General features: G+C 73.1%; 20 protein-coding genes. 12 read left to right on the top strand and 8 right to left on the bottom strand.

Annotation, left to right across the window (positions count from 1 at the left end; genetic code table 11):
• Positions 1–37 precede the first annotated feature (37 nt).
• Entirely contained in the window at positions 38–1,792 is a 1,755-nt protein-coding gene (locus ACIQV3_RS03295; protein ID WP_403709271.1) for an NAD+ synthase, read from the top strand.
• A gap of 19 nt (positions 1,793–1,811) precedes the next feature.
• Here ACIQV3_RS03295 and ACIQV3_RS03290 read toward each other — a convergent pair whose 3' ends face one another.
• Positions 1,812–2,840 (bottom strand): endonuclease/exonuclease/phosphatase family protein, encoded by a 1,029-nt coding sequence (locus ACIQV3_RS03290; protein ID WP_403709269.1) that lies wholly within the window; start codon positions 2,838–2,840, stop codon positions 1,812–1,814.
• A 296-nt stretch (positions 2,841–3,136) separates the two neighbouring features.
• Between ACIQV3_RS03290 and panB the strand changes: the two genes are divergently transcribed.
• The 3 genes from panB to ACIQV3_RS03275 all read left to right on the top strand — a co-directional run bounded on the left by panB (position 3,137) and on the right by ACIQV3_RS03275 (position 6,051).
• Positions 3,137–3,997 (top strand): 3-methyl-2-oxobutanoate hydroxymethyltransferase, encoded by an 861-nt coding sequence (panB, locus tag ACIQV3_RS03285; RefSeq protein WP_403709267.1) that lies wholly within the window; start codon positions 3,137–3,139, stop codon positions 3,995–3,997.
• A gap of 162 nt (positions 3,998–4,159) precedes the next feature.
• The gene (locus tag ACIQV3_RS03280) at positions 4,160–5,203 is read left to right on the top strand and encodes an ATP-binding cassette domain-containing protein (RefSeq protein ID WP_403709265.1); all 1,044 of its coding nucleotides are present in this window, start codon (positions 4,160–4,162) and stop codon (positions 5,201–5,203) included.
• Positions 5,200–6,051: an ABC transporter permease gene (locus tag ACIQV3_RS03275; RefSeq protein ID WP_403709263.1), complete on the top strand. Its 852-nt coding sequence runs from the start codon at positions 5,200–5,202 to the stop codon at positions 6,049–6,051. The genes ACIQV3_RS03280 and ACIQV3_RS03275 overlap by 4 nt, the downstream gene beginning before the upstream one ends.
• Positions 6,052–6,114: 63 nt before the next feature.
• On the opposite strand, the gene ACIQV3_RS03270 is transcribed toward ACIQV3_RS03275, so the two are convergent.
• Entirely contained in the window at positions 6,115–9,774 is a 3,660-nt protein-coding gene (locus ACIQV3_RS03270; RefSeq protein WP_403710116.1) for an AfsR/SARP family transcriptional regulator, read from the bottom strand.
• 72 nt (positions 9,775–9,846) lie between these two features.
• Between ACIQV3_RS03270 and ACIQV3_RS03265 the strand changes: the two genes are divergently transcribed.
• Entirely contained in the window at positions 9,847–10,671 is an 825-nt protein-coding gene (locus tag ACIQV3_RS03265) for a site-2 protease family protein (RefSeq protein WP_403709261.1), read from the top strand.
• Between the two features lie 38 nt (positions 10,672–10,709).
• On the opposite strand, the gene ACIQV3_RS03260 is transcribed toward ACIQV3_RS03265, so the two are convergent.
• Together ACIQV3_RS03260 and npdG are read right to left on the bottom strand one after the other, a co-directional pair.
• Positions 10,710–10,904, bottom strand: a complete 195-nt coding sequence (locus ACIQV3_RS03260; RefSeq protein ID WP_385378417.1) for a hypothetical protein — start codon at positions 10,902–10,904, stop codon at positions 10,710–10,712.
• A 307-nt stretch (positions 10,905–11,211) separates the two neighbouring features.
• Positions 11,212–11,949 (bottom strand): NADPH-dependent F420 reductase, encoded by a 738-nt coding sequence (npdG, locus tag ACIQV3_RS03255; RefSeq protein ID WP_403709259.1) that lies wholly within the window; start codon positions 11,947–11,949, stop codon positions 11,212–11,214.
• Between the two features lie 271 nt (positions 11,950–12,220).
• On the opposite strand from npdG, the gene ACIQV3_RS03250 reads away from it, so the two are divergent.
• Positions 12,221–12,826, top strand: a complete 606-nt coding sequence (locus ACIQV3_RS03250) for a hypothetical protein (protein WP_403709257.1) — start codon at positions 12,221–12,223, stop codon at positions 12,824–12,826.
• Positions 12,827–12,832: 6 nt separating this feature from the next.
• Here ACIQV3_RS03250 and ACIQV3_RS03245 read toward each other — a convergent pair whose 3' ends face one another.
• On the bottom strand, positions 12,833–13,078 hold the full coding sequence (locus ACIQV3_RS03245; RefSeq protein ID WP_403709255.1) for a hypothetical protein: 246 nt from the start codon (positions 13,076–13,078) through the stop codon (positions 12,833–12,835).
• Between the two features lie 59 nt (positions 13,079–13,137).
• Here ACIQV3_RS03245 and map point away from each other — a divergent pair, with 59 nt between their 5' ends.
• Both map and ACIQV3_RS03235 read left to right on the top strand, forming a co-directional pair.
• On the top strand, positions 13,138–13,995 hold the full coding sequence (map, locus tag ACIQV3_RS03240; RefSeq protein WP_327307005.1) for a type I methionyl aminopeptidase: 858 nt from the start codon (positions 13,138–13,140) through the stop codon (positions 13,993–13,995).
• Between the two features lie 146 nt (positions 13,996–14,141).
• On the top strand, positions 14,142–14,789 hold the full coding sequence (locus tag ACIQV3_RS03235; protein ID WP_403709253.1) for a heme oxygenase (biliverdin-producing): 648 nt from the start codon (positions 14,142–14,144) through the stop codon (positions 14,787–14,789).
• A gap of 142 nt (positions 14,790–14,931) precedes the next feature.
• Here the strand turns inward: ACIQV3_RS03235 and ACIQV3_RS03230 are convergent, their stop codons facing one another.
• From ACIQV3_RS03230 to ACIQV3_RS03220, 3 genes are all read right to left on the bottom strand, one after another.
• A complete protein-coding gene (locus ACIQV3_RS03230; protein WP_403709251.1) occupies positions 14,932–15,648 on the bottom strand; it encodes a PhzF family phenazine biosynthesis protein in 717 nt (238 codons plus the stop codon).
• Positions 15,649–15,667: 19 nt separating this feature from the next.
• On the bottom strand, positions 15,668–17,218 hold the full coding sequence (locus ACIQV3_RS03225) for an HtaA domain-containing protein (protein WP_403709249.1): 1,551 nt from the start codon (positions 17,216–17,218) through the stop codon (positions 15,668–15,670).
• Between the two features lie 233 nt (positions 17,219–17,451).
• The gene (locus ACIQV3_RS03220; RefSeq protein WP_403709247.1) at positions 17,452–19,182 is read right to left on the bottom strand and encodes an HtaA domain-containing protein; all 1,731 of its coding nucleotides are present in this window, start codon (positions 19,180–19,182) and stop codon (positions 17,452–17,454) included.
• Between the two features lie 181 nt (positions 19,183–19,363).
• Here ACIQV3_RS03220 and ACIQV3_RS03215 point away from each other — a divergent pair, with 181 nt between their 5' ends.
• The 4 genes from ACIQV3_RS03215 to efeO all read left to right on the top strand — a co-directional run bounded on the left by ACIQV3_RS03215 (position 19,364) and on the right by efeO (position 23,786).
• Positions 19,364–20,383 (top strand): hemin ABC transporter substrate-binding protein, encoded by a 1,020-nt coding sequence (locus ACIQV3_RS03215; protein ID WP_403709245.1) that lies wholly within the window; start codon positions 19,364–19,366, stop codon positions 20,381–20,383.
• 1 nt (position 20,384) lies between these two features.
• On the top strand, positions 20,385–21,527 hold the full coding sequence (locus tag ACIQV3_RS03210; RefSeq protein ID WP_403709243.1) for a FecCD family ABC transporter permease: 1,143 nt from the start codon (positions 20,385–20,387) through the stop codon (positions 21,525–21,527).
• On the top strand, positions 21,524–22,447 hold the full coding sequence (locus ACIQV3_RS03205) for a heme ABC transporter ATP-binding protein (RefSeq protein WP_403709241.1): 924 nt from the start codon (positions 21,524–21,526) through the stop codon (positions 22,445–22,447). Before ACIQV3_RS03210 ends, ACIQV3_RS03205 begins: the two co-directional genes overlap by 4 nt.
• 187 nt (positions 22,448–22,634) lie before the next feature.
• Complete coding sequence (gene efeO / locus ACIQV3_RS03200) at positions 22,635–23,786, top strand: iron uptake system protein EfeO (protein ID WP_403709239.1); 1,152 nt, start codon at positions 22,635–22,637, stop codon at positions 23,784–23,786.
• Positions 23,787–23,818: the final 32 nt, after the last annotated feature.

Below are 23,818 nucleotides of genomic sequence, written 5' to 3'. Positions count from 1 at the left end.
AGGACATCGCGTCAGAAAGACGATTAGACTGGGCCGCGTGCCTCAACTACGCCTCGCTCTGAATCAGATCGACTCGCAGGTCGGCAACATCGCCGCCAATGCCGACTCGGTCGTCCACTGGACCCGGCACTCCGCCGAACAGGGCGCCCACCTGGTGGCGTTTCCGGAAATGGTGCTGACCGGGTACCCCGTCGAGGACCTCGCGCTGCGCGGCTCCTTCGTCGAGGCCTCCCGTACGGCTCTGCTCGACCTCGCGCGCCGCCTGGCGGCCGAGGGGTTCGGGGAGCTCCCGGTCGTCGTCGGCTACCTCGACCGTACGGAGAAGGCCGCGCCCCGGCTCGGCCGCCCGGCCGGGTCCCCGGAGAACGCGGCCGCCGTGCTGTACGGCGGGCAGGTCGTCCTGCGCTTCGCCAAGCACCACCTCCCCAACTACGGGGTCTTCGACGAGTTCCGGTACTTCGTGCCGGGCGACACCCAGCCGGTGATCCGGGTGCGGGGCGTGGACGTGGCCCTGGCCATCTGCGAGGACCTCTGGCAGGAGGGCGGGCGCGTCCCCGCCACCCGCTCCGCCGGGGCCGGGCTGCTGATCTCGGTCAACGCCTCCCCGTACGAGCGCAACAAGGACGACCTCCGCCTGGAACTGGTGCGCAAACGCGCCCAGGAGGCCGGCTGCACCCTCGCGTACCTGGCGATGATCGGCGGTCAGGACGAGCTGGTCTTCGACGGGGACTCGATCGTCGTCGACTCCGCGGGCGAGGTCATCGCGCGCGCCCCGCAGTTCTCCGAGGGCTGCGTCTTGGTCGACCTGGACCTGCCGGCCGCCTCGGCCACCCCCGTCGAGGGCACCGTCGACGACGGCCTGCGCATCGACCGGGTGATCCTCACCGAGGAGCCGGTGGAACCGTACGAGCCGGTCGTGACGGGCGGTTACGCCGACCGGCTGGAGGACGACGAGGAGGTCTACGACGCGCTGGTCGTGGGACTGCGCGCGTACGTACGGAAGAACGGGTTCCGGTCGGTCCTGATCGGCCTCTCCGGCGGCATCGACTCCGCGCTCGTCGCCGCGATCGCCTGCGACGCGATCGGCGCGCAGAACGTGTACGGCGTCTCGATGCCGTCGAAGTACTCCTCGGAGCACTCCCGGGGCGACGCCGCCGAGCTGGCGACGCGGACCGGCCTGAACTTCCGGACCGTGTCCATCGAGCCGATGTTCGACGCGTACATGGGTGCGCTGGGCCTGACCGGGCTCGCCGAGGAGAACCTCCAGTCCCGGCTGCGCGGCACCCTGCTGATGGCGCTCTCCAACCAGGAGGGCCACATCGTGCTGGCCCCGGGCAACAAGTCGGAGCTGGCCGTCGGCTACTCCACGCTGTACGGGGACTCGGTGGGCGCGTACGGCCCGATCAAGGACGTGTACAAGTCGGACGTCTTCCGGCTCGCCGAGTACCGCAACCGGGCGGCGGCCGAGCGCGGCGATACCCCGCCGATCCCGGAGAACTCCATCGTCAAGCCGCCGAGCGCCGAACTGCGCCCCGGGCAGGTGGACACCGACTCGCTGCCGGACTACCCCGTGCTGGACGGGATCCTGGAGCTGTACGTGGACCGCGACCAGGGCCTGGAGGCGATCGTCGCGGCGGGGTACGAGCCCGAGCTGGTGGCGAAGACCCTGCGGATGGTGGACACCGCCGAGTACAAGCGCCGGCAGTACCCGCCGGGCACGAAGATCTCCGCGAAGGGCTTCGGCAAGGACCGCCGGCTGCCCATCACGAACGGCTGGCGCGAGCAGGCGTAGGAGCGGAGCGGGCCGCGGCCTACGGCTTCACGGTGACGCGGGCGGCGATCGGCAGGTGGTCGCTGCCCGTGCGGGGCAGGGTCCAGGAGGCCTCGGGGGTGACCCCGCGGACCAGGATCTGGTCGATGCGGGCCATCGGGAACTGCGCGGGCCAGCTGAAGCCGAAGCCGTCGCCGGACGCGCCCTGGGTGGAACGCAGCTGCGAGGTGACCTCGGACAGGGCCCGGTCGTTGACGGTTCCGTTGAGGTCGCCGAGCAGGATGACCCGCTGCAGCGGGTCGGCGGCGAGCGCGGCGCCGAGGGCGTCGGCACTGTTGTCGCGCTGGTTGGCGGTGAAGCCGGCGTTGAGCTTGACGCGGACCGAGGGGAGGTGCGCCACGAAGGCGGCCACGTCTCCGTAGGGGGTCTTGACGGTGGCGCGCATGGCCCGGGTCCAGCCCATCTTGATGTCCACGGGCTTGCTGGACACCAGCGGGTACTTGCTCCAGAGCCCGACGGTGCCTTCGACCGAGTGGTACTTGTACGTCTCCGCGAGGGCCTTCTCGTAGACCGGAACCACGCTGCCCTTGAGCTCGGTCAGGGCCAGGACGTCGGCCCCGGCCGCGGCGACCGAGGCGGCGGTGCCGGCGGGATCGGCGTTGTCGGCGTCGACGTTGTGGGTGGCGACCGTGAGGTTCCCGCCGGTCTGCGCCTTGTCGGTGACGAGGCCTGCGAAGAGGTTCGCCCAGACCGCGGCGGTCAGCAGTATCGCGATCAGCGCGGTCGCGGACTTGCGGAAGAGCGCGGCGGCGAACAGCAGCGGGACGGCCAGGCCCAGCCAGGGCAGGAAGGTCTCCGTGAGGCTGCCGAGGTTGCCGATGTCGTTGGGCAGCTCGGCGTGGAAGATCATGACGAGCGAGATCAGGACGGAGAGCGCGGCGAGCACGATGCCGCGGCGCCAGATGCCCGGATCCCGCCGCAGTTCGGCCAGCCGGCGCCGGAGACCAGCTCGGGAGGGCTCGGGCTCCGAGCCGTTGCTCCCCGTCTCCGTCATGTACGCCTGTGCCATGCCACTGCCCTCGCTGCCGTGCTCGCGCTCCGTCCCCGCCTCTTGACCCTAGGCGATGGACGGAGGGTTCCGCGCCGATTGTGTCGACCGTACGTCCGGGAGGACGAACGTCCCAGCGGCCGGGGTTCCGCTTGTCACCAAACGCGCACATTGCCCCGCGGTCCGGCCGCCCCGGCGAACCGGGCCTCGTGCGTGGCTCGTGCCACTTCCCGCCCGGGCCCCGGGAGTGCCACCATGGTGGTGAGTCCGGGGACGCCGTAAGGGTGCCTCGAGATGAACATCAAGGAGCAGTTGCAATGACGCATGCCGTTTCGCCTGCCCGCGAAGCCTCCTCCCCCACCCTGTACGGAGGCTCGGGCACCCGGCGCATCACCGTCCGCGACCTCACCCTCGCCAAGGAACGCGGCGAGAAGTGGCCCATGCTCACCGCTTACGACGCCATGACGGCGTCCGTGTTCGACGAGGCCGGCATCCCGGTCATGCTCGTCGGCGACTCGATGGGCAACTGTCACCTCGGCTACGAGACCACGGTCCCGGTGACGATGGACGAGATGACCCTGCTGTCGGCGGCCGTCGTACGCGGCACCAGCCGGGCCCTGATCATCGGCGACCTGCCCTTCGGCTCCTACCAGGAGGGCCCCGTACAGGCCCTGCGCAGCGCCACCCGGCTCGTCAAGGAGGCCGGGGTCGGCGCGGTGAAGCTGGAGGGCGGCGAGCGCTCGCTGGCCCAGACCGAGCTGATCGTGCAGTCGGGCATCCCCGTCATGTCGCACCTGGGCCTGACCCCGCAGTCCGTGAACGCCATGGGCTACCGGGTGCAGGGCCGCGGCGACGAGGCCGCGCACCGGCTGCTGCGCGACGCGAAGGCGGCGCAGGACGCGGGCGCCTTCGCGGTGGTCCTGGAGCTGGTCCCGGCCGAGCTGGCCGCCGAGGTCACCCGGTCCCTGCACATTCCGACGGTCGGCATCGGCGCGGGCGCGGAGTGCGACGCGCAGGTGCTGGTGTGGACGGACATGATGGGGCTGACCGGCGGGAAGATGCCGAAGTTCGTCAAGCAGTACGCGAACCTCCGCGCGACCATGGGCGACGCGGCGAGGGCCTTCGCCGAGGACGTGGTCGGCGGAACGTTCCCGCAGGAGCAGCACGCCTTCCACTAGCCCGTTGCGATGGGCCCGTCCGTTGCGATGAGCTAGCCGGCCCGCCCGCGGACCCGCCGATGTCCTGTCGGTGCTCCGCGGGCGGGCCGTGCACGGCCCGGTCGGAGGCTGTCGGCGGCCTGTAGGTCGCCTGTAGGCGCTTTGTCAGTGGCGTCTGGTCCCATGGTGGGCATGACGCGAAACGACAAGAATCCCCTGAACGGCTCGAACGCCGTGGAGGTCCGGGGGCTGGTCAAGCACTACGGCGAGACCAAAGCCCTCGACGGCGTGGACCTCGATGTCCGCGAGGGAACCGTCCTCGGGGTCCTCGGGCCCAACGGAGCCGGCAAGACCACCCTGGTCCGCATCCTCTCCACCCTGATCACCCCCGACGCCGGCACCGCCCGGGTCGCCGGCTTCGACGTGGTCCGCCAGCCGCGGCAGCTGCGCCGGACCATAGGCCTGACCGGCCAGTACGCCTCGGTCGACGAGAAGCTCTCCGGCTGGGAGAACCTCTACATGATCGGCCGGCTGCTGGACCTGTCCCGCAAGGACGCCCGCAGCCGCGCCGACGAACTGCTGGAGCGCTTCTCCCTCACGGACGCCGCCAAGAAGGCCGTGATGACCTACTCCGGCGGCATGCGGCGCCGGCTCGACCTGGCCGCCTCGATGATCGGCAGCCCGGCCGTGCTGTACCTGGACGAGCCGACCACCGGTCTGGACCCCCGTACCCGCAACGAGGTGTGGGACGAGGTGCAGCGGATGGTCGCCGAGGGGGCCACCGTCCTGCTCACCACCCAGTACATGGAGGAGGCCGAGCAGCTCGCGAACGAGCTGACGGTCATCGACAAGGGCAAGGTCATCGCGAAGGGCAAGGTCGACGAGCTGAAGGCCCGCGTCGGCGGCCGTACCCTGCGGATCCGCCCGACCGACCCGACCGACCTGCCCGGCATGGCCCGCTCCCTGGCGGAGGCCGGTCTGGACGGGGTCGCCGGTTCCCAGGCCGTCCCGGACGAGGGCGCCCTGCTGGTGCCGATCCTGGCCGACGAGCAGCTGACCGCCGTGGTGGGCCTGCTGGCCGCCCGCGGGTACGGGATCTCCGACATCAGCACCTACCTGCCCAGCCTGGACGAGGTGTTCCTGTCCATCACCGGACAGAAGCCCGCCGCCGAGGACTCCGCCGAGGAGTCCATCCCCCACCAGAAGACCGAGGAGGTCGCGGCATGAGCACCGTAACCACGACGAAGCCCAGCCCCACCGCGGCCGCCCCGGCCGGCGGGCCCGTCCTCGCGGACGAGGGCCGGATCGGCCTGCGGGGCAACCTGCGCCACATCGGCGCCCTGGCCCGGCGCAACGTGCTGCAGATCAAGCAGGACCCGGAGTCGATGTTCGACGTCCTGTTCATGCCGATCATCTTCACGCTGCTGTTCGTGTTCGTCTTCGGCGGCGCGATCTCCGGCAAGGGCAACCAGGACGAGTACGTCAACTACGTGGTCCCGGGCCTGATGGCGATGATGGGCATGAACATCGCCATGGGTGTGGGCACCGGGGTCAACGACGACTTCAAGAAGGGCGTGATGGACCGCTTCCGGTCCATGCCGATCGCCCGTTCCTCGGTGCTCATCGCCAAGATCGTGGTCGAGCTCGGCCGGATGATGGTGGCCATCGCGATCCTGCTCGGCATGGGCTTCCTGCTCGGCCTGTCGATCAAGTCCTCGGTGCTCGACCTGTTCCTCGCCATCGGGCTGTCGGCGGTCTTCGGCGCCTCGCTGATGTGGATCTTCATCCTGCTGGGTCTCAGCATGAAGACCCCCCAGGCCGTCCAGGGCGTGGCGATGCTGGTCCTGATGCCGCTGCAGTTCGGCAGCTCGATCTTCGCCCCGCCGACGACGATGCCCGGCTGGCTGCAGAGCTTCACCGACGTCAACCCGCTGTCCAACCTGGCCGACGCGGCCCGCTCCCTGATCAACGGGACCCCGCTCGGCAACTCCGTGTGGATCACGCTGGCCTGGTCGGTCGGCATCACGCTGGTGACCATGCCGCTCGCCGTGCGGAAGTTCCGCCAGAAGACCTGATCCGCGGTCGGGTCCGCGGGTCCGTTCCGGATCGCGTCCCGGGCGGACCCCGTGCGGGTCGGGTCAGACGAGGGCGGTGGCCTCCTCCAGGGTGAGGCCGCCGCCTTCGGCGTACGCCGCCTCGTACGCGGCGTCGCCGAGCGCGGCCCGGGCCAGGCGCTCGGCCCGCTCGGCGTCCGCGCGCTCGATGGTGACCGGGAAGTGGGCGGGCGGCAGCAGCGCGCGGTAGGCGCCGATGAGCCGCGCGGCGTCGTAGGCCCGGACCTGGCCGCCGAGTTGCGCGAGGGAGCGGGCCCCGGTGATCAGGTACGCGGCCGGGAGGTGCGGGGCGAGCATCATGGAGAGCGGGTCCCGGACGGCTTCGATCGCCTTGCGGAGCCGGGCGACGGCGTCCTCGTACCGGCCTTCCTCGTTGTCGACCCAGGCCAGCAGGCCGAGCAGGAAGCCGTCGAACATGGCGAACGCGCCCACGGCGAACTCCTCGCGCAGGGACTGGATCTGGGCGCGGGCTTCAGGGAGGCGGCCGGTGCGGCCGTAGATGCAGGCGAGGAACATCTGGGCGGCGGGCACGGCCTCGTTGCCGAACTGGTTGACGGCGCCGGCGAGCAGGCCGGTGAGGAGCTCCTCGGCCTCCTCCAGGTAGCCGTCCTCGGCGAGGGTCCCGGCCATGCGCACCTGCATCACCGTGACCTGCGCCTTGGCCCCGAGCCGCCGGGCGTACTCGATCGCGGCGCTGTAGTCCTGAACGGCCAGGGCGTACTCCCCGCGCTTCTCCCGGGCCTCGGCGCGGGCGGAGAGGGCTTCGGCGCAGCCCCAGTCGTCGCCGAGGGACGCGTAGAGGGCGAGGCTCTCCTCGGCGTCGCGCGACGCGCTGCCGGCCCCGTCGGCGCGGTTGGCGAGGACGTTGGCCCGGAGCTGGAGGGCGGAGGCCAGCTCCCAGCGGTAGCCGAGCGCGCGGGCCGTCTCCACGGTCTCCTCGGTGGCGCGGTGGAGCAGCTCGGCGTCCCCGGAGATCATGACGGCGTAGATCCACAGGAAGGAAGGGGCCCGGCAGGTCTGAGGCAGGCCCGGGCGGTAGGCGGCGACCACTCCCTCGGCCTGGGCGCGGACCTCGGGGGTGGACCAGGTGGAGCTGATCTGGTCGCGGGCGACCAGACACATCAGCTGGATGCCGCGCCACGCCTCGGTGAGCAGTTCGCCCTCGTAGGGCGGGGGCGTGTCGACGATCTGCTCGTAGACGGGTGGGGCGGGGACGACGGGCGCGGCGAAGGGGTCCGGGCCGAGGGCTGCGGCGGCACCCGCCCAGTGGCGGGTCTCGGCGCGCAGATCGTGCATGTGCCAGTACCAGCCGAGGGAGTGCACGAGGCAGAGCACCTCGCCCACGTCCTTGGCGGCGACGGCGCGGCGCAGGGCGGTGCGCAGGTTCTCGTACTCGGTGGCCAGCCGGTCGGCGGCGGCGCGCTGGCCGTGGCCGCGCAGCAGCGGCTCGGTGGTGCGGGCGAGTTCGCGGTAGTGGGCGAGATGGCGCTGCTCGGTCTCCGCCCGGTCCTCGCCGGCCTCGGCGAGGCGGTCGGCCGCGTACTCGGCGACGGTCTCCAGCAGGCGGTAGCGCATGCCTCCTCCGGCCGCGCCGGGAGCGGCGACGACGAGGGACTTGTCGACGAGGGAGCCGAGGAGGTCGGCGGCGTCGAGGCCCTCGGCGGCGTCGGTGCAGACGGCCTCGGCGGCGTCGAGGTCGCAGCCGCCGGCGAAGACGGACAGCCGGCGCAGGACGGCCCGTTCGGGCTCGTCGAGGAGGTCCCAGGACCAGTCGACCACCGCGCGCAGGGTCTGCTGGCGGGGCAGATGGGTGCGCGAGCCGCCCGTCAGCAGCCTGAACCGGTCGTCCAGCCGGTCGGCGATCTGGCGCGGGGAGAGCAGCCGCAGCCGGGCGGCGGCCAGCTCGATGGCGAGCGGCATCCCGTCGAGCCGACGGCATATCTCCACGGCGGCGGCCGGGTCCTCGTCGACGCTGAACCCGGCGCGGGCGGCGGCCCCCCGGTCGTCGAGCAGCCGCAGCGCGACGGGGTCGGGCAGCGGGTCCACCGGGCGCAGGGTCTCCCCCGGCACGCCGAGCGGTTCGCGGCTGGTGGCCAGGATCTGTACGCCGGGGCAGCGCGCGAGCACTTCCTCGGCGAGGTGGGCGGCGGCGTCGACGACGTGCTCGCAGTTGTCGAGGATCAGCAGCATCCGGCGCCGTGCGCAGTGCTCCGCGAGGCGGTCGAGGGGGTGGTCCCCGCGCTCGGTCAGCACCCGCATCTCCTCGGGCGAGCCGCCGCGCAGCTTGGTCTCCCGGGCCCCGAGCGCGGCGAGCACGGCCTCGGGGACGTCCTCGGGATCGTCCACCGGAGCCAGCTCCACGAACCACACCCCGTCGGCCCATCCGGTGCCGCCGGCGGTGGAACGGGGGGCACCGGGGGCGGAGCCGCCCGGGTTGGGGTCGGCGGACAGGTGCTCCTGGGTGGCGGGGCGCGTGTCCGCGGGGCGCGTGTCCGGCGTGCCGCGGCCGGCCCGCGCGTGGGCCTCGGCGGCCTCCTGCGACAGCCGGGTCTTGCCGGCGCCACCGGGTCCGAGCAGGGTGACGAGCCGGGACCGGGCGAGGTCGTCGCCGATGACCCGGATGTCCTCTTCCCTCCCGACGAAGGTGGTCAGCCGCATCCGCAGGTTGCCCGCGCCCGGCGCGGACCCGGCGGACCCCGGCGCCGGCGCGGCGGGGGCGGGTGGGGTCGGACGGGCCGTCGGCGTCCCGGCGGGGTGGACGGGGGCGCTGCCGGGGCCAGGGCCGGCCCGTCCGGTCCGGGTGGGCTGCCGGTCGGTCCCGGACACCGGATCGGACAGCGGATCGGAATGTGGATCGGAATGTGGATCGAAGTGCGGATCGGAGTGTGCGGGGGCCTCGTCCGTCGAGGCTGTCCGTCCCGGTCCGACCGGCGCCGGGCGGAGCGGGACGGGTGCGGTCGGCGGGGCGAGCCGGCGGGGGTCCGGCGTCGGGTCGGCCAGGAGGGCCGTGTGGAGGATGCGCAGGGCGGGGCCCGGGGTGGTGCCCAGGCGGGTGGCCAGGTCGCGGCGGACTTCGCCGTAAGCGGCCAGCGCCTCCGCCGGGCGGCCCGCGTCGCGCAGGGCACGGATGCGGAGGGCCTGGAGGGGTTCGTCCAGCGGCAGCTCCGCGCACAGCGCGGTCAGCTCCGGCAGGACCCGCTCCGCCTCCCCCAGCTCCAGCGCCGCGTGCAGGCGGCCCCGGCGCGCGTCCAGCCGTAGCGCCTCCCAGCGGGCGGCCTCCGGACCGGAACCCGGCAGGGAGCTCAGGGGTTCGCCCCGCCACAGCGCGAGGGCCTCGTCGTACAGGGCGGCCGCCTCCGCCGGGGAGGCCTGCGCCGCGGCGCGCGCGAGCCGCTCGAAGCGGTACAGGTCGATGTCGTCCCGGGCGGCGACGAGCCAGTAGCCGCCCTCCCCGGAGCCCACCGCCTCGCGCCCCAGGGCCCTGCGCAGCCGCCCCACCAGCGCCTGGAGCGCCGCCGGGCCGTCCGCGGGCGGGTCGCCGTCCCAGACCTCTTCGATGAGCGCGCCCGCCGGCACCGCCCGTCCCGGCCGCAGGGCGAGCGCGGTCAGGAGCGCGCGCAGCCGCGCTCCGCCGACGGGGACCGTGCTCCCGTCGTCGCGGATGGCCTGGGTGGTGCCGAGCATCGCGTAGCGCACCGGCCCATTGTCTCCGGCCCGGAGCTCCCCCGGGCGCCGCCTCCGGGATAGGTTCGCCGTATGGGTTCCCAGGGCAGTCGCAACCGTAGCCAGTACAGCACTCACGACCGCGGCGACCGCCGGATCAGTCCCGTGTTCCTCGGCATCTTCGCCGTCATGGCGGTCACGGGGTGGGCCGTGTGGACGGAGTACGCGGCCAGCACCGGGCTGGCCGTGTTCCTCTTCGTCACGGCGGCCTGGATCGTCTCCCTGTGCCTGCACGAGTACGCGCACGCCCGTACCGCCCTGCACAGCGGCGACCTCAGCGTCGGCGCGAAGGGCTATCTGACGCTGAACCCGCTCAAGTACACGCACGCGCTGCTCAGCATCGTCCTCCCCGTCCTCTTCGTGATCATGGGAGGCCTGGGTCTGCCCGGCGGCGCGGTGTACATCGAGCGCGACCGGATCGAGGGCCGATGGCGGCACAGCCTCATCTCGGCGGCCGGCCCGCTGACGAACGTCGCCTTCGCGGCGGTCTGCACGGCCCCGTTCTGGCTGAACGCCCTGGACGGGGTCCCGATCCCGTTCCGCTTCGCGCTCGGCTTCCTGGCCCTGCTCCAGGTCTCGGCTGCGATCCTGAACTTCCTGCCGGTCCCGGGCCTGGACGGCTACGGCATCATCGAGCCCTGGCTCTCCCACTCGGTCCGCCGCCAGGTGGCGCCGCTGGCACCGTTCGGCCTGCTGGCCGTCTTCGCGCTGCTGTGGGTCCCGGAGATCAACGCGTACTTCTTCGACGCGGTGTACGGCGTGCTGTCCGCACTGGGCGTGAGCGAGCTGGAGGCCTACTGCGGCCGCGACCTCTACCAGTTCTGGCAGGACACCAGCGGCTTCTGCACGGCGTCCTGACGACAGCCGGAACAGACGCCCTAACCCTAGCCCTAGCCCTAGCCCGCGGTGCGGGCCGCTGCCGCGGCCTTCTCGATCTTCGCCTTGCGCACGTAGAACCACGCCATGTTGGACGTGATGCCCGCCATGAGCACCCACACGATCCCGAGCAGGCTGCCCTCGACGAAGGAGACCACGGCGGCGGCAGTGGCGAGGACGCAGAGGACGACGGCGAACACGGCAAGGCGGGGCATGGCGGGGGCTCCTCGAAGACACTGAGCGGTTCAAGCCCCTCCAGTGTCCCCCATGCCCCGGCGTGCTCCCGTCCGGCTGATTTCCGCCATCCCGTGATCTTTTCCTCCCCCCGCCGCTACGGTTCGCCCGAGACGCACCGCGCAGGGGGGTGCGGCTGAGGCGGGCGCGCTTGAGGCGGCGGGCCGGCTGACGGTGCCGGACGGCTGAGGGTGCGGCGCGGCTGAGGGTGCGGGGCGGAGCGGACGCCGGGCCACCCGGTCCGGCGGCCCCCCGTGGAGGGGGTGGCGGGACGGGTGGCCGGGCGGGTCAGACGTCCGTGACGCGCAGGCCCGCGTGGGCCTTGTAGCGGCGGTTGGTGGAGATCAGGTTGGCCACCAGCGACTCGACCTGGTGGGCATTGCGCAGGCGGCCCGCGAAGACGCCGCGCATGCCCGGGATCCGGCCGGCGAGGGCCTGCACGATGTCGGTGTCGGCGCGGACCTCGCCGAGGACCATCACGTCGGTGTCGATCTCGTCGATCGACTCGTCCTGGAGGAGCACCGCCGAGAGGTGGTGGAAGGCGGCCGTGACGCGGGAGTCCGGGAGGAGGGCGGCGGCCTGCTGGGCGGCGCTGCCCTCTTCGACCTGGAGGGCGTAGGCGCCCTGCTTGTCGAAGCCGAGCGGGTTGACGCAGTCGACGACGAGCTTGCCGGCGAGGTCCTCGCGCAGCGATTCCAGGGTCTTGGCGTGACCCTCCCACGGCACCGCGATGATCACGATGTCGCTGCGGCGCGCGCACTCGGCGTTGTCCGCGCCCTCCACCCCGAGGCCGAGCTCGTCGGCGGCGGTCCGCGCGCGGTCGGCGGCGCGGGAGCCGATGATCACCTTCTGGCCGGCGCGGGCGAGCCGGTAGGCGAGGCCCCGGCCCTGGTCGCCGGTGCCGCCGAGGACGCCTACGACGAGGCCGGAGACGTCGGGGAGGTCCCACGGGTCCTTGGCAGGGGCCTTCGCGGGGGCCTGCGCGGGGGCCTGCGCGGGCTGCTGCGTGCTGTCTGTGGAGGTCATGGGGGCGAGGGTACTGCCGAGTAGACAACAGTCGAAGGGACGGGCGCCGGCGAGAAGGGGTAGGAGGCGCCCGTTTTTGGTGCAGCAGGATGCCGATGTGACTCCTCCCCGCCCTCGAGGGCGGGGCTTCTCACCAAGCCGAGGTCGAATGCCCGGATCTCGGACTACCGACCGCTACCGACCGCTACCGACCGCTACCGACCGCTACCGACAATCCGGCGAACTCCGGCGTTCCGCACTTCTTCCCATAGATCCCTGCGAAGATGCGGGAATGGACGCCGTGAGAGTCGCGCTGCTGCGCGAGGTGCTCGCCGGTACGGAGTGGCCCGGCGCCGCGCGCCGGTTCGCCGGGACGCTGCGGCGGTCGGTCGTTCCGGCCGGCGGCAACCTGCTGCTGGTCGGGACCGAGCAGTACGAGCCCTGGCACCTGGCGGCGCACCTGGTCGACGAGGCCGCCTGGTCGGGGCTGCCGGAGCTGGCGCCCACGCTCGTACGCCACCAGGTGCTGCCCGGTGACGCCCCGCACCTGTCGGTCGGCCTGAGCCGGCTGGAGGCGGCCCGGCGCGGTCACACCCTGCTGGTGGTGGCTCCGGAGCAGCCCGGGGACGGGCTGCTGGAGCGGGTGCACGGCGCCCGGCGCGCGGGGGCGACCGTACTGTCCCTGGACGGCGGGGACCCGGATCTCGGAACGCTGGCGCACGAGGTGCTGTCCGTACCGGACGGGGCCGCCGAGCTGGACCTGGACACGGTGCAGCACCTGGTCAGCGCGGCGGCCGGGGAGAACAGCCTGCCGGTGCAGCGCGGGCCGCGGCGGTTCCGTGACCGGCTGGCGCGGCTGGCCGACCAGCTGGCCGCGCCGCCGCCCAGCCGCTGGTAGGCCCGGCTACGGGGTGGCCGTGCCCGTGCCTTCCTCTGTCTCGCGCGTCTTGTCGTTCCATTTGGGGTCGTTCTGCCATTCGAGATTGCGCTCCTGCGCGGTCTCCATGGCGTGGTTCGCCTCTTCGGGTGTCGCGTAGGGACCGAAACGGTCCTTCGCCGGGCACTCGGGGCCTTCCTCGACCTTCTTGTGGACCAGGCAGTAGTACCACTCGCCGGGTTTGCCCACCTGGCGCTTCTTGAACAGGGCCATCGTCAGGCTCCTCTCTCTGTCGCCATGCTGCCCCATACCCGCTCGATACACTCGCTCGTATGTCTGGCCAGTCGCTGCTCGTACCAGGCGAGCTCACTCCCGTCCGTTCCGTTCCCGGAAACATCCGCCGGCCCGAGTACGTGGGCAAGCCCGCGCCCACTCCGTACACCGGACCGGAGGTGCAGACGCCCGAGACCATCGAGGCCATGCGCATCGCCGGCCGGATCGCCGCCCAGGCGATGGAAGAGGCCGCCAAGCTGATCGCGCCGGGGGTGACCACCGACGAGCTGGACCGGGTCGCCCACGAGTACATGTGCGACCACGGTGCCTACCCCTCGACGCTGGGCTACCGCGGTTTCCCCAAGTCGCTGTGTTCCTCGCTCAACGAGGTGATCTGTCACGGGATCCCCGACTCGACCGTCCTGCGGGACGGCGACATCGTCAACCTCGACGTGACCGCCTACATCGGCGGGGTGCACGGCGACAACAACGCCACGTACCTGTGCGGTGACGTGGACGAGGAGTCGCGCCTGCTCGTGGAGCGCACCCGCGAGGCCCTGAACCGGGCCATCAAGGCCGTCAGGCCGGGCCGGCAGATCAACATCATCGGCCGGGTCATCGAGTCGTACGCGAAGCGCTTCGGCTACGGCGTGGTCCGGGACTTCACCGGTCACGGGATCAACTCGTCCTTCCACTCCGGCCTGATCGTCCCGCACTACGACAGCCCGCACGCCACCACCGTCATCGAGCCCGGGATGACCTTCACCATCGAGCCGATGCTGACCCTGGGCACCCACGAGTACGACATGTGGGAGGACGGCTGGACGGTGGTCACGAAGGACCGCAAGCGGACCGCGCAGTTCGAGCACACGCTGGTGGTCACGGACACCGGGGCGGAGATCCTCACGCTGCCCTGATCCGGGGAAAACACCTCGCGGAGGTTTTTACCGACAAGACGTCGGGAACATATTGACTTAGGTAAGCCTAAGAAGGAGGATCGGGTGTGGCGGCACGGCCGCCACACCTGCTCCTCCCTTTTCTTCCGATTTCTCGGAGGTCCGCCTTGGACGCCTTCTCGACCGTCATCCGTGTCGCCTCGCACGAGCAGCACACCGAGGCGGAGACCTCGACCTTCATGAGCGACCTGCTGGGCGGCCGTCTCGGGGTGGACGCCTACACCCGCTACACCGAGCAGCTGTGGTTCGTGTACAAGGCCCTGGAGGATGCCGCGGAGGCCCTCAGGAACGACGCCGTGGCCGGGCCGTTCATACGGCCCGAGCTGATGCGCCTCGCCGAGATCGAGCGGGACCTGGCCCACCTGCGGGGCCCCGCATGGCGCGAGAGCCTGGTCGCGCTGCCCGCCACCGAGGCCTACGCGGCCCGCGTCGCCGAGTGCGCCGCCTCCTGGCCGGGCGGGTACGTGGCCCACCACTACACCCGCTACCTGGGCGACCTCTCCGGCGGCCAGATCATCCGCGACAAGGCGGAGCGGACCTGGGGCTTCGAGCGCAAGGGCGACGGCGTCCGCTTCTACGTCTTCGCGGACATCTCCAACCCGGCCGCCTTCAAGCGGACCTACCGCGAGCTGCTGGACACGATCGCCGCGGACGACCTGGAGAAGCAGCGCATCATCGACGAGTGCAAGCGCGCCTTCGACTTCAACGGCGCGGTCTTCCGCGAGCTGGGCGAGCAGTTCCCGCTGAGCGCGTAGCGCCTGCGGCGGGCTGAACGGGGAAGGGGGGTGGGCCCATCGGGCCCACCCCCCTTCCGGGCTGCGCTCCCCCGGGGCACGGCCGTCTCCGGCGCGGGGGCTGCGCCCCGGGCTCCTGGGGCTCCGCCCCGGACCCCGCGCCTCACACTCCCCCGGCTACCGCCGGGAGGTGCCCCCGGGCGAGGCCGGATGTGCCGCCGGCGAGGCCGGATGGGGCGAAGCGGACGCGGCCGCCGATCTCTACCGTGCCGTCCGGGGCCGGGGCCGTGAGGATCTGGGAGCCGGCGCCCTGGGTGATGTTCAGGGCGCGGTTCAGCTCGGCCGTCAGGACGATCGCCGCCGAGCCCGTGGCCTCGTCCTCGGTGATCGTCCCGTCGGGGCGGCGCGGAAAACCGCGGGCCCTGATCCGGCCCGCGGCCTTGTCCTCCCAGGCCCAGGCGTACAGCCAGCCCTCGCCCGGCGGCGGGCCGGGCAGCGCGTCCACCGCGGCGGCGTCGGCGTACTGCTCGGTGCGCTTGCCCTCGACCCATTCGGGCCGGGCGGTGATCCAGGTGAACTCCCCGTCGTCGCGCGCCCATACGGCGCCCGCCGGGGGCTGGAGCTCCTCGATGTCGAGCAGCCACGCGACCCCGACCAACGGGTGCCCGGCGAAGGACATCCGGGTGCCGGGGGTGCGGATGTCGACGATCCCGCGCTCGGGATCGTCGACGAACACCGTCTCGCTGTAGCCGAGTTCGGCGGCCAGCGCCTGCCGCGACGCGTCGTCGGGACAGGTCCGGCCGTCGCGTACGACGCCGAGCGTGTTGCCGTGGCTGCCGTCACCCGCGCAGAAGACCCTCAGGACGTCGAGATCGTTCACGCGGGCATTGAAGCACGGGTCAGTTCTGGGCCGTGCGGCGCCTGCGCGCGAAGAAGACCGCGCCCGCGCCCGCGGCGATGATGGCGGCGGAGCCGAGCAGGGCGTCGGCCGGGATCTCGGCGCCGGTGGCGGCGAGGCCGCCGCCGACCGTGCCGCCGCCTCCGGCGGTGCCGGTGCCGGTGCCGGTGCCGGCCGGGGTGCCGGTGCCGGTGCCGGCCGGGGTGCCGGTGCCGGTGCCGGCCGGGGTGCCGGTGCCGGTGCCGGCCGGGGGCAGGACGGCGTCCTTGTCCACGGAGACCGTCAGGTTGACGTCGTCCGCCCGGGTGCCCACCGGGTACATCGAGCCGGTGGTGGAGTTGGCGAAGGCCGCGGAGCCCTCGGCCGTGAGCGCGGTGCGCACGCCGTTCAGGGTGAGCACGCCGTTCTTGGTCTTGTAGTCGGCCTTCGAGAGGTCGAGCGTGGCGAAGGGGATGTTCGCCTTGACCCCGGCGGCCGTCTTCACGTCCAGGACCAGGGTGCCCTTGTCGCCCTGGGCGTTGACGCGGACGTTGCCGAAGGTCATGTCGATGCCGTGGCCCGCGTACTGGAAGCGCAGGTTGCCCGCGAAGGTGGCGTTCAGCTTCCGCGCCTTGGTTTCGAGGGTGCCCTTGCCGCCGCCGAAGGCGAAGCTGTCGCCGTTCGCGACCGCTCCGCCCGCCGGGGTGACGGTGCCGCCCGCGCGCTGGACGTACTTGCGGAAGGACTCCTTGACGCCCCAGGTCAGCTTGCCGCCGAGGATCTTCTGCGGGCCGCCGGCCGCCGGGGAGCTGGTGGAGGCGGAGGGGGCGGAGGGGGTCGGGGAGGCGGGCTTCGACGGTGCGGGCTTGGTCGGGACCGGCTTCGTCGGGGAGGCGGAGGGCGACGAGGTGGGCGTCTTCGTCGGGCTCGCGGAGGGGGACGGGCTCTTGGTGGGCTGCGACGGGAACTTCAGTACGGCCGTCAGCGGGTCGCCCGCCTTGCCGCTGTAGCTGTCCGAGCCGAGGAGCTTCGCGGCGTCGGCGGTCAGCGTGGTGCCCAGGTCGGCCATCGACTGGCCGCCGAAGGCGACCTTCGCGAAGGGGACGCTCTTGGTGAGCACGCCGTCCCGGGTGACGTCGATGATCAGCAGCTTCTTGCCGGTGTCGATGCGCGGGTTCGCGAGCTTCACCTCGAAGCGGTGCGCGGCCGACGTGAAAGTGACGCTGCCCTTGAAGGCGGCGGTCACGAGGTGGGTGGCCGGGTCGTACTCGCCGGTGGCGGAGCCGAAGGTGAAGCCCTTGGCGGTCTTCTTCGCGCCGCCCGCGACGGTGATCTCGCCCTGGGCGATGGTCGTCACGTAGGTGCGGTAGCTCTCCAGCACGCCCCAGTCGAGGGTGCCGCCGATGACCGGGATCGTGGCCGGGGCGCCCTGCGCCACGGAGGCGGCGGGTGCGGTGCCGGCCTCGGCGGCGGCGGCGGTGGCGGTGGCGGGCAGGACGAAGGCGGTGGCGGCCATCGCGGCGGAGGTGGCCACGGCGGCGGCGAGGACGGCGGGACGGCGGATCGATGACATGGCGGGTCTCCTGAAAGGGGGGTGGAGGAGGAGAAGGAGTGCGCGGCGGGGCGCGCGAAGGCACGGCGAAGCCGAGCCCTGGCGGGGCCCTGCGGGGCTTGTGCGGTGGTGCGGGGGTTGCGCGTGAGCGCGGTACGGGGCTTGCGAGCCGGGCGGGTTCGGATGAGCCCGGCCCGCACAGCGGGGTGGCGCGGGGCCCTGCGGGTGCGGGCGGTACGGGTTCGGGGTGCCGGTCAGCCGCGCGGAGCGGCCCCGTCGGCCCCCGGGGAGTCCGGGGAGTCGGCGTTCCCGGGGGCCGGAGCGGCCGGAGTTCCGGTGCCCGGGGCCGGGGCCGGAGCCGGAGCCGGAGCCGGGGCCGGGGCCGGGGCCGGGGCCGGAGCCGGGTCCGCACCCGGAGCCGGGGCCGGGGCCGCGCCCGGAGCCGGAGCCGGGGCCGGGGCCGGGGCCGGAGCCGGGTCCGCACCCGGAGCCGGGGCCGGGGCCGCGCCCGGAGCCGGAGCCGGGGCCGCGCCCGGAGCCGGAGCCGGAGCCGAAGCCGGGGCCGAAGCCGCGCCCGGGGCCGGGGTCGCGGTGGCTTCGCCGCGGCGGCGGTTGCGCGGGAGCAGGAAGGCCGCTCCGCCCGCGAGGAGTAGGACGGCCACCGCGAGGGCGGCGTACAGGCCGGTGTTCGAGGATGCGTCCGGCTTCGTGGCGGCCGCCGGAGCCGGGGCCGGCGGGGCGGCCGGGGTGGCCGTGGAGCCGAGGTCCGGGAGGGCCGGGAGCTTCGCGGCTCCGTCGAGGGCGATGGCGAGGGAGACCGGGTCCATCTCCGTGCCCGGCTTGTACATGGAGTTGAAGGCGGCGGCTCCGCCCTCCGTCAGCGTGGCCGGGGCTTCGGTGAGGGTGACGAGGCCGCCTTCGGTCTTGAGGCCCTTGGCGTCGAACTCGACGAGCGGGACGGCGGGCTTGGTGCCCGCGCCCGTGGTGACGTCGGCGGAGAGCACGCCCTTGCCGTTCTCCACCTTGGCCGTGACCGCTCCGAGCTTCAGGTCCAGGTGCGCCCCGGTGAAGTGCACGGAGCCGGCGAAGGCGGCGTCAAGGGTGCCCTTCGCGGCGTCGTACGCGCCCTTGCCCTGCGGGAAGCGGAACAGCGCGCCGCCGTCCTGGGCGCCTTCGGCCAGTTCCCACTTGCCCTGGCCGATGGAGCCGGAAACGTACTCGCGGAAGGTGCGCCGCACCCCCCAGTCGACGGCGGCGTCGGTGAACGCCCCGCCGGCCCGCGGGGTCTGGGAAGCCTGCGGGTTCTGCGCGGCCGGGGTGCTCGGCGACGGCGAGGCGGTCTGCTCGGCCGCCGCGGCCTTCACGTCCACGGAGAGCGAGACCGGGTCGAGCTGCGCGCCCGCGGCGTAGTAGCCGGCGAAGGCCTTGGCGCCCTGCTCGGTGAGGGTGGCCGGGATGTTGGCGAGGGCGATCGGGCTGCCGCCGCCCTTCATGTTCACCCCGCCCAGGCCCAGCTCGGCGAAGGGGACTTGGGAGGCGGTGGTGACCGCTCCGCCCTCCTTGGCCTTGCTGGAGACGTCCACGTAGAGGGTGCCGCTGCCGCCGCTGATCTTGACGGTGGGGCGGCTGACGCTCATGTCGAGCTCGTAGGTGCCGTCCGGCTTCTGGTGGCCCTGGAAGGTGACGCCGCCGCTGAAGGAGGCCTGCAGGGCGCCGCTGTCCGGGTCGTAGGAGCCGCTGGCGGAGTGGAAGCGGAACAGGCTGCCGCCCGCGGTGGCGGCTCCGTTCTTCAGCTTGAACCCACCCTTCGCCACCGGCCCGGTGACATAACTCTGGAAGGAGGATTTGATGCCCCAGTCAAGTCGGCCGCCCTCCACGGTGCGGCCCGCCGCCTGGGCGGCGGTCGCCGGAAGCAGGGCTCCCAGCAGGGCCGCCAGGGTCGCCAGCAGGGCGACGGCGGAAGCACGGGCGGGTCCAGCGGACATGAATGTCCCCTCCAGGGTCTAGCGAGCCAGGTTAGGCTAACCTAAGCTACGTTCGGCCGGGTGTGAAACCCCCCTGGCCCCCGGAAGCTTCGGGACCCCCGGAAGCTTCGGAACCTCCGGAACCTCCGGAACCACGAGATCCGGGCCCAACTCCCAGTCGGACGATCAGGACGGTGCCTTCGTGCCTACGCCCGCCGCGTCAACCCGCGTGTCCCGCTTCGCCGTCGCCCTGACCTCCGTGGTCCTGGCGCTCGGCGTGAGCGCCTGCGGAGGTACGGCCGCCCCCTCCCCCACCGCCGGAGCCGGAGCCCCGGCCCTCCCGGACCGGGTGGAGCCGCTCGCGCAGGCGCCCGCGCCCGCGCTCCCGGCGACCGTGGCCTCGGCGGACGGCGTGCCCGTCACCGTCACCTCGGCGGAGCGGGTGATCCCGCTGACGGGCGGCCTCAACGAGATCGTGTACACCCTCGGACTCGGCCCCAAGGTCGTCGCCAAGGACATCACCGCCACCTTCGAACAGGCGGCGGACCTGCCCGTGGTGACGCGGGGCCACGACGTCTCCGCCGAGAGCGTGCTGTCGCTGCGTCCGACCCTGGTGCTGGCCGAGACCACCTCCGGCCCCGCCGAGGCGATCCAGCAGATCCGCGACGCCGGCGTCCCGCTGCTCGTGGTGGCCCCGGCCAAGTCCCTGGACGACGTGGCGAAGCGGACCGACACCGTCGCCGCCGCGCTGGGCGTCAAGGAGGCCGGCGCGCAGCTGAACCAGCGCACCGCCGACCGCATCGCCGCCGCCCGCAAGGCCCTGCCCGCCTCGGGCAAGAAGCCGCGCGTGGCCTTCCTCTACCTGCGCGGCACCGCCTCCGTCTACCTGATGGGCGGCTCCGACTCCGGCGCCGGCTCCCTGCTCGAAGCGGCCGGCGCGGTGGACACCGGCCCGGAGTCGGGGCTCGGCAAGGACTTCACCCCGATCACGAGCGAGGCCCTGGCGGCCGCCGCGCCCGACGCCATCCTGGTCATGGCCAAGGGCCTGGAGTCCGTCGGCGGCGTGGACGGGCTGGTCAAGATCCCGGGCGTGGCCCAGACCCCGGCGGGCATGGACCGGCGGGTGGTCACCGTCGACGACGGGGTGCTGCTCAACTACGGTCCGCGCACCGACCAGGTGCTGACCTCCCTCATCACCCAGCTCTACGGCAAGGCCTCCTGACGTGTCCCTCAAGTACGACCGAGCCCCCGGGACGCCGCCCGGAGCGGACCCCCTTCCCGCTCCCGGGCGGGCGGCGTCCCGGGCCCTGCCCACCGCCGCCGGCGCACCGCCCCGGCGGCGGTGGGGTTCCGCCTGGCTCACCGGCGCGCTGGCCTCCGTCCTCGTCCTGCTCGCTCTGGTCTCCGCCGGAGTGGGGGCGTACGAGATCCCGCTCGGGGAGGTGATCGGGTCGGTGCAGCACCGCCTCGGCCTCGGGGGCGCCGCCCTCGACCGGGTCGGGGAGAGCGTGCTGTGGAACGTACGGCTGCCCCGCGTGGTCCTCGCCCTGCTCGTCGGGGCCGCCCTCGGCTGCGCCGGGGCGCTGATGCAGGGGGTGTTCGGCAATCCGCTGGCCGAGCCCGGGGTCATCGGGATCTCGGCGGGCGCGGCCGTCGGCGCGGTCGCCGCGATCGGGCTGGGCCTGAGCTTCTTCGGCAACTGGACCATCACCGCCTGCGCGTTCCTCGCGGGGCTGATCACCGTCGGAGCCGTGTACCTGCTGTCCCGCAACGGCGGCCGGACCGAGGTGGTCACCCTCATCCTGACCGGCATCGCCGTCAACGCCTTCGCGGGCGCCCTGATCGGCCTGTTCATCTTCTTCGCGGACAGCGGCCAGGTGAACCAGATCACCTTCTGGCAGCTCGGCTCCCTCGCCCAGGCCACCTGGCCCAAGGTGCTGGCCGTCCTGCCCTGCGCCCTCGCCGGCCTCCTGATCGCCCCCTTCTACGCGCGCAAGCTGGACCTGCTGTCCCTCGGCGAGCGTCCCGCCCGTCACCTCGGCGTCGACGTGGAGCGGCTGCGCCTCGCGCTGATCCTGGTCGTCGCGCTGCTGACGGCGGCGGCCGTGGCCGTGGCCGGGATCATCACCTTCGTCGGGCTGCTCGTGCCGCACCTGCTGCGCATGGCCAACGGTCCGGGCCACCGCTTCCTGGTGCCCGGCAGCGCGCTCGCCGGAGCCGTGGTGCTGGTCGCCGGGGACCTGGCCGCCCGGACCCTCGCCCAGCCCGCCGAACTGCCGCTCGGCGTCCTGACCGCCCTGCTCGGCAGCCCGTTCTTCTTCTGGCTGCTGCGCCGCACCCGCCGCAAGCAAGGAGGCTGGGCATGAGCGTCCGGCTGCGTTCCGGCCTCGCCGCACTCCGCCTGCGCGGAAACGGGCGCACCGTGCCCGCCCGGCCCGCCCCGGGCGCGCCGCTCGCCGAGGCAACGGACCTGCGCGTTCGGCTCGGCGGGCGCGAGGTGCTCGCCGGGATCGGGCTGACCGTGCGGGCCGGGGAGGTGCTGGCCCTGGTCGGGCCGAACGGCGCGGGCAAGTCCACGCTGCTGGCGGCCCTGTCCGGGGACCTGCCGGCCGCCTCCGGGGAGGTGCGGATCGACGGCCGGCCGATGGGCGACTGGGCCGCCCCCGAGCTGGCCCTGCGCCGGGCGGTGCTCCCCCAATCGGCCGAACTGGCCTTCCCCTTCCCCGTGGAGGACGTCGTACGGATGGGCCGCGCCCCCTGGGCGGGCACCGAGGCGGCTGGCTCCGACGAGGAGGCGGTGGCCGCCGCCATGGCCGCCACCGAGGTGACGGGCTTCGCGGCCCGCCCGTTCTCGGGGCTCTCGGGCGGCGAGCGGGCCCGGGTCGCGCTGGCCCGCGTACTGGCCCAGGGTGCCCCGCTGCTGATGCTGGACGAGCCGACGGCGGCGCTGGACCTGCGCCACCAGGAACTGGTGCTGCGGATCTGCCGGGAGCGGGCGGCGGCCGGGGACGGGGTCGTCGTGGTCCTGCACGACCTGGGCCTGGCGGCGGCGTACGCGGACCGGGTCGCCGTGCTGCACGACGGCCGGATCGCGGTGGACGGCCCGCCCGCGGAGGTGTTCGAGGACGGGCTGCTGAGCCGGGTCTACCGCCAGCCGGTGGAGGTGCTCCCGCACCCGCGCACCGGGGCGCCGCTGGTGGTCCCCGTACGGGACGGCGAGCCGGAGCCGCCCGCAGGAGAGCAGTCCGCCGTACGGACCGGTCGCCCGGGCTTGACCTCGGCTTGACCCGCACATGGGGGTGGCGTGGGGCGCCCGTGACGGCCCCGTGTCCGGCCCCGGAATGTGTGGGCCGTATCACTGGACGCGCGGGTATGGGTCAGGTAAGCCTCGGTTAAGTTAGGTCCGCCTCACCGGCCGCCCCCACCCGATCGGGGCGGTCGTCTGCCGAACGCCAGACCGCCAGGAGCCCCCCATGCGCCCCGTCCGCCTCACCGTCGTCACCGCGGCAGCCGTCGCGGCCGCCCTCACCGCGGTCACCGGCTGCTCCGAGAAGAGCGACGCGTCCGGCGACGGCACCATCAAGGTGGCGGCCTCCGACTCCGCCTGCGAGGTCTCCCTCAAGGAGTTCCCCGCGGGCAAGGTCACCATCGAGGTCGAGAACAAGGGCTCCAAGGTCACCGAGCTCTACGTCCTGTTCCCCGACGACCGCATCGTCACCGAGCGCGAGAACATCGGCCCCGGCACCAAGGCCACCATCACCGCCGAGCTCAAGGCGGGCGACTACGAGATCGCCTGCAAGCCCGGCATGAAGGGCGACGGCATCCGCCAGCAGGTCAAGGCCACCGGCGGGGGCGCCGCCGTGAAGCGCAGCCCCGAGGCCGACGCCGCGGTCGCCGCGTACCGCAAGTACGTGCAGGAGCAGGCCGACGAGACCATCCCCAAGGCGCAGGCCTTCGCGGACGCGGTCAAGGCCGGCGACGTCGAGGCCGCGAAGAAGGCGTACGCCCCCTCGCGCATCGGCTGGGAGCGCACCGAGCCGGTCGCCGAGTCCTTCGGCGACATCGACCCGAAGGTCGACCTCCGCGAGGACGGCCTGGAGGCCGGCCAGGACCCGGAGAAGGACTGGACCGGCTGGCACAAGCTGGAGAAGTCCCTCTTCGAGGGCAACAAGATCGACGACGCGGACAAGAAGCTCGCCGAGACCCTGATGGCCGACCTGGCCGTGTGGCAGAAGAAGGTCGGCCAGGCGGAGATCACCCCCACCTCGATGGCGAACGGCGCCAAGGAGCTCCTCGACGAGGTCGCCACCGGCAAGGTGACGGGTGAGGAAGAGCGCTACAGCCACACCGACCTGGTCGACTTCAAGGCCAACGTCGAGGGTGCGGAGAAGGCGTACGAGCTGCTGAAGCCGGTCACCTCCACGACCGACCCCGCGCTCACCGCCGAGCTGGACAAGCAGTTCGCCGCGCTGAACAACCTGCTGGAGAAGTACCGCCCGAACAAGGCCGCCTACGAGTTCGTCTCGTACGACAAGGTCGGCGAGGCCGAGCGCAAGGAGCTCTCCGACGGCGTCAACGCGCTGGCCGAGCCGCTTTCGAAGCTCGCCGCCGCGGCCGCGAAGTAACTCCGGAACAGCAGAGCAGGCGGGAGAACCTC

Origin of the sequence: Streptomyces sp. NPDC099050 (assembly GCF_044759865.1) — a bacterium.
GTDB lineage: Bacteria > Actinomycetota > Actinomycetes > Streptomycetales > Streptomycetaceae > Streptomyces.
The sequence above is the reverse complement of the archived record's forward strand: the minus strand, read 5'-3'. Positions and strand labels throughout refer to the sequence as shown.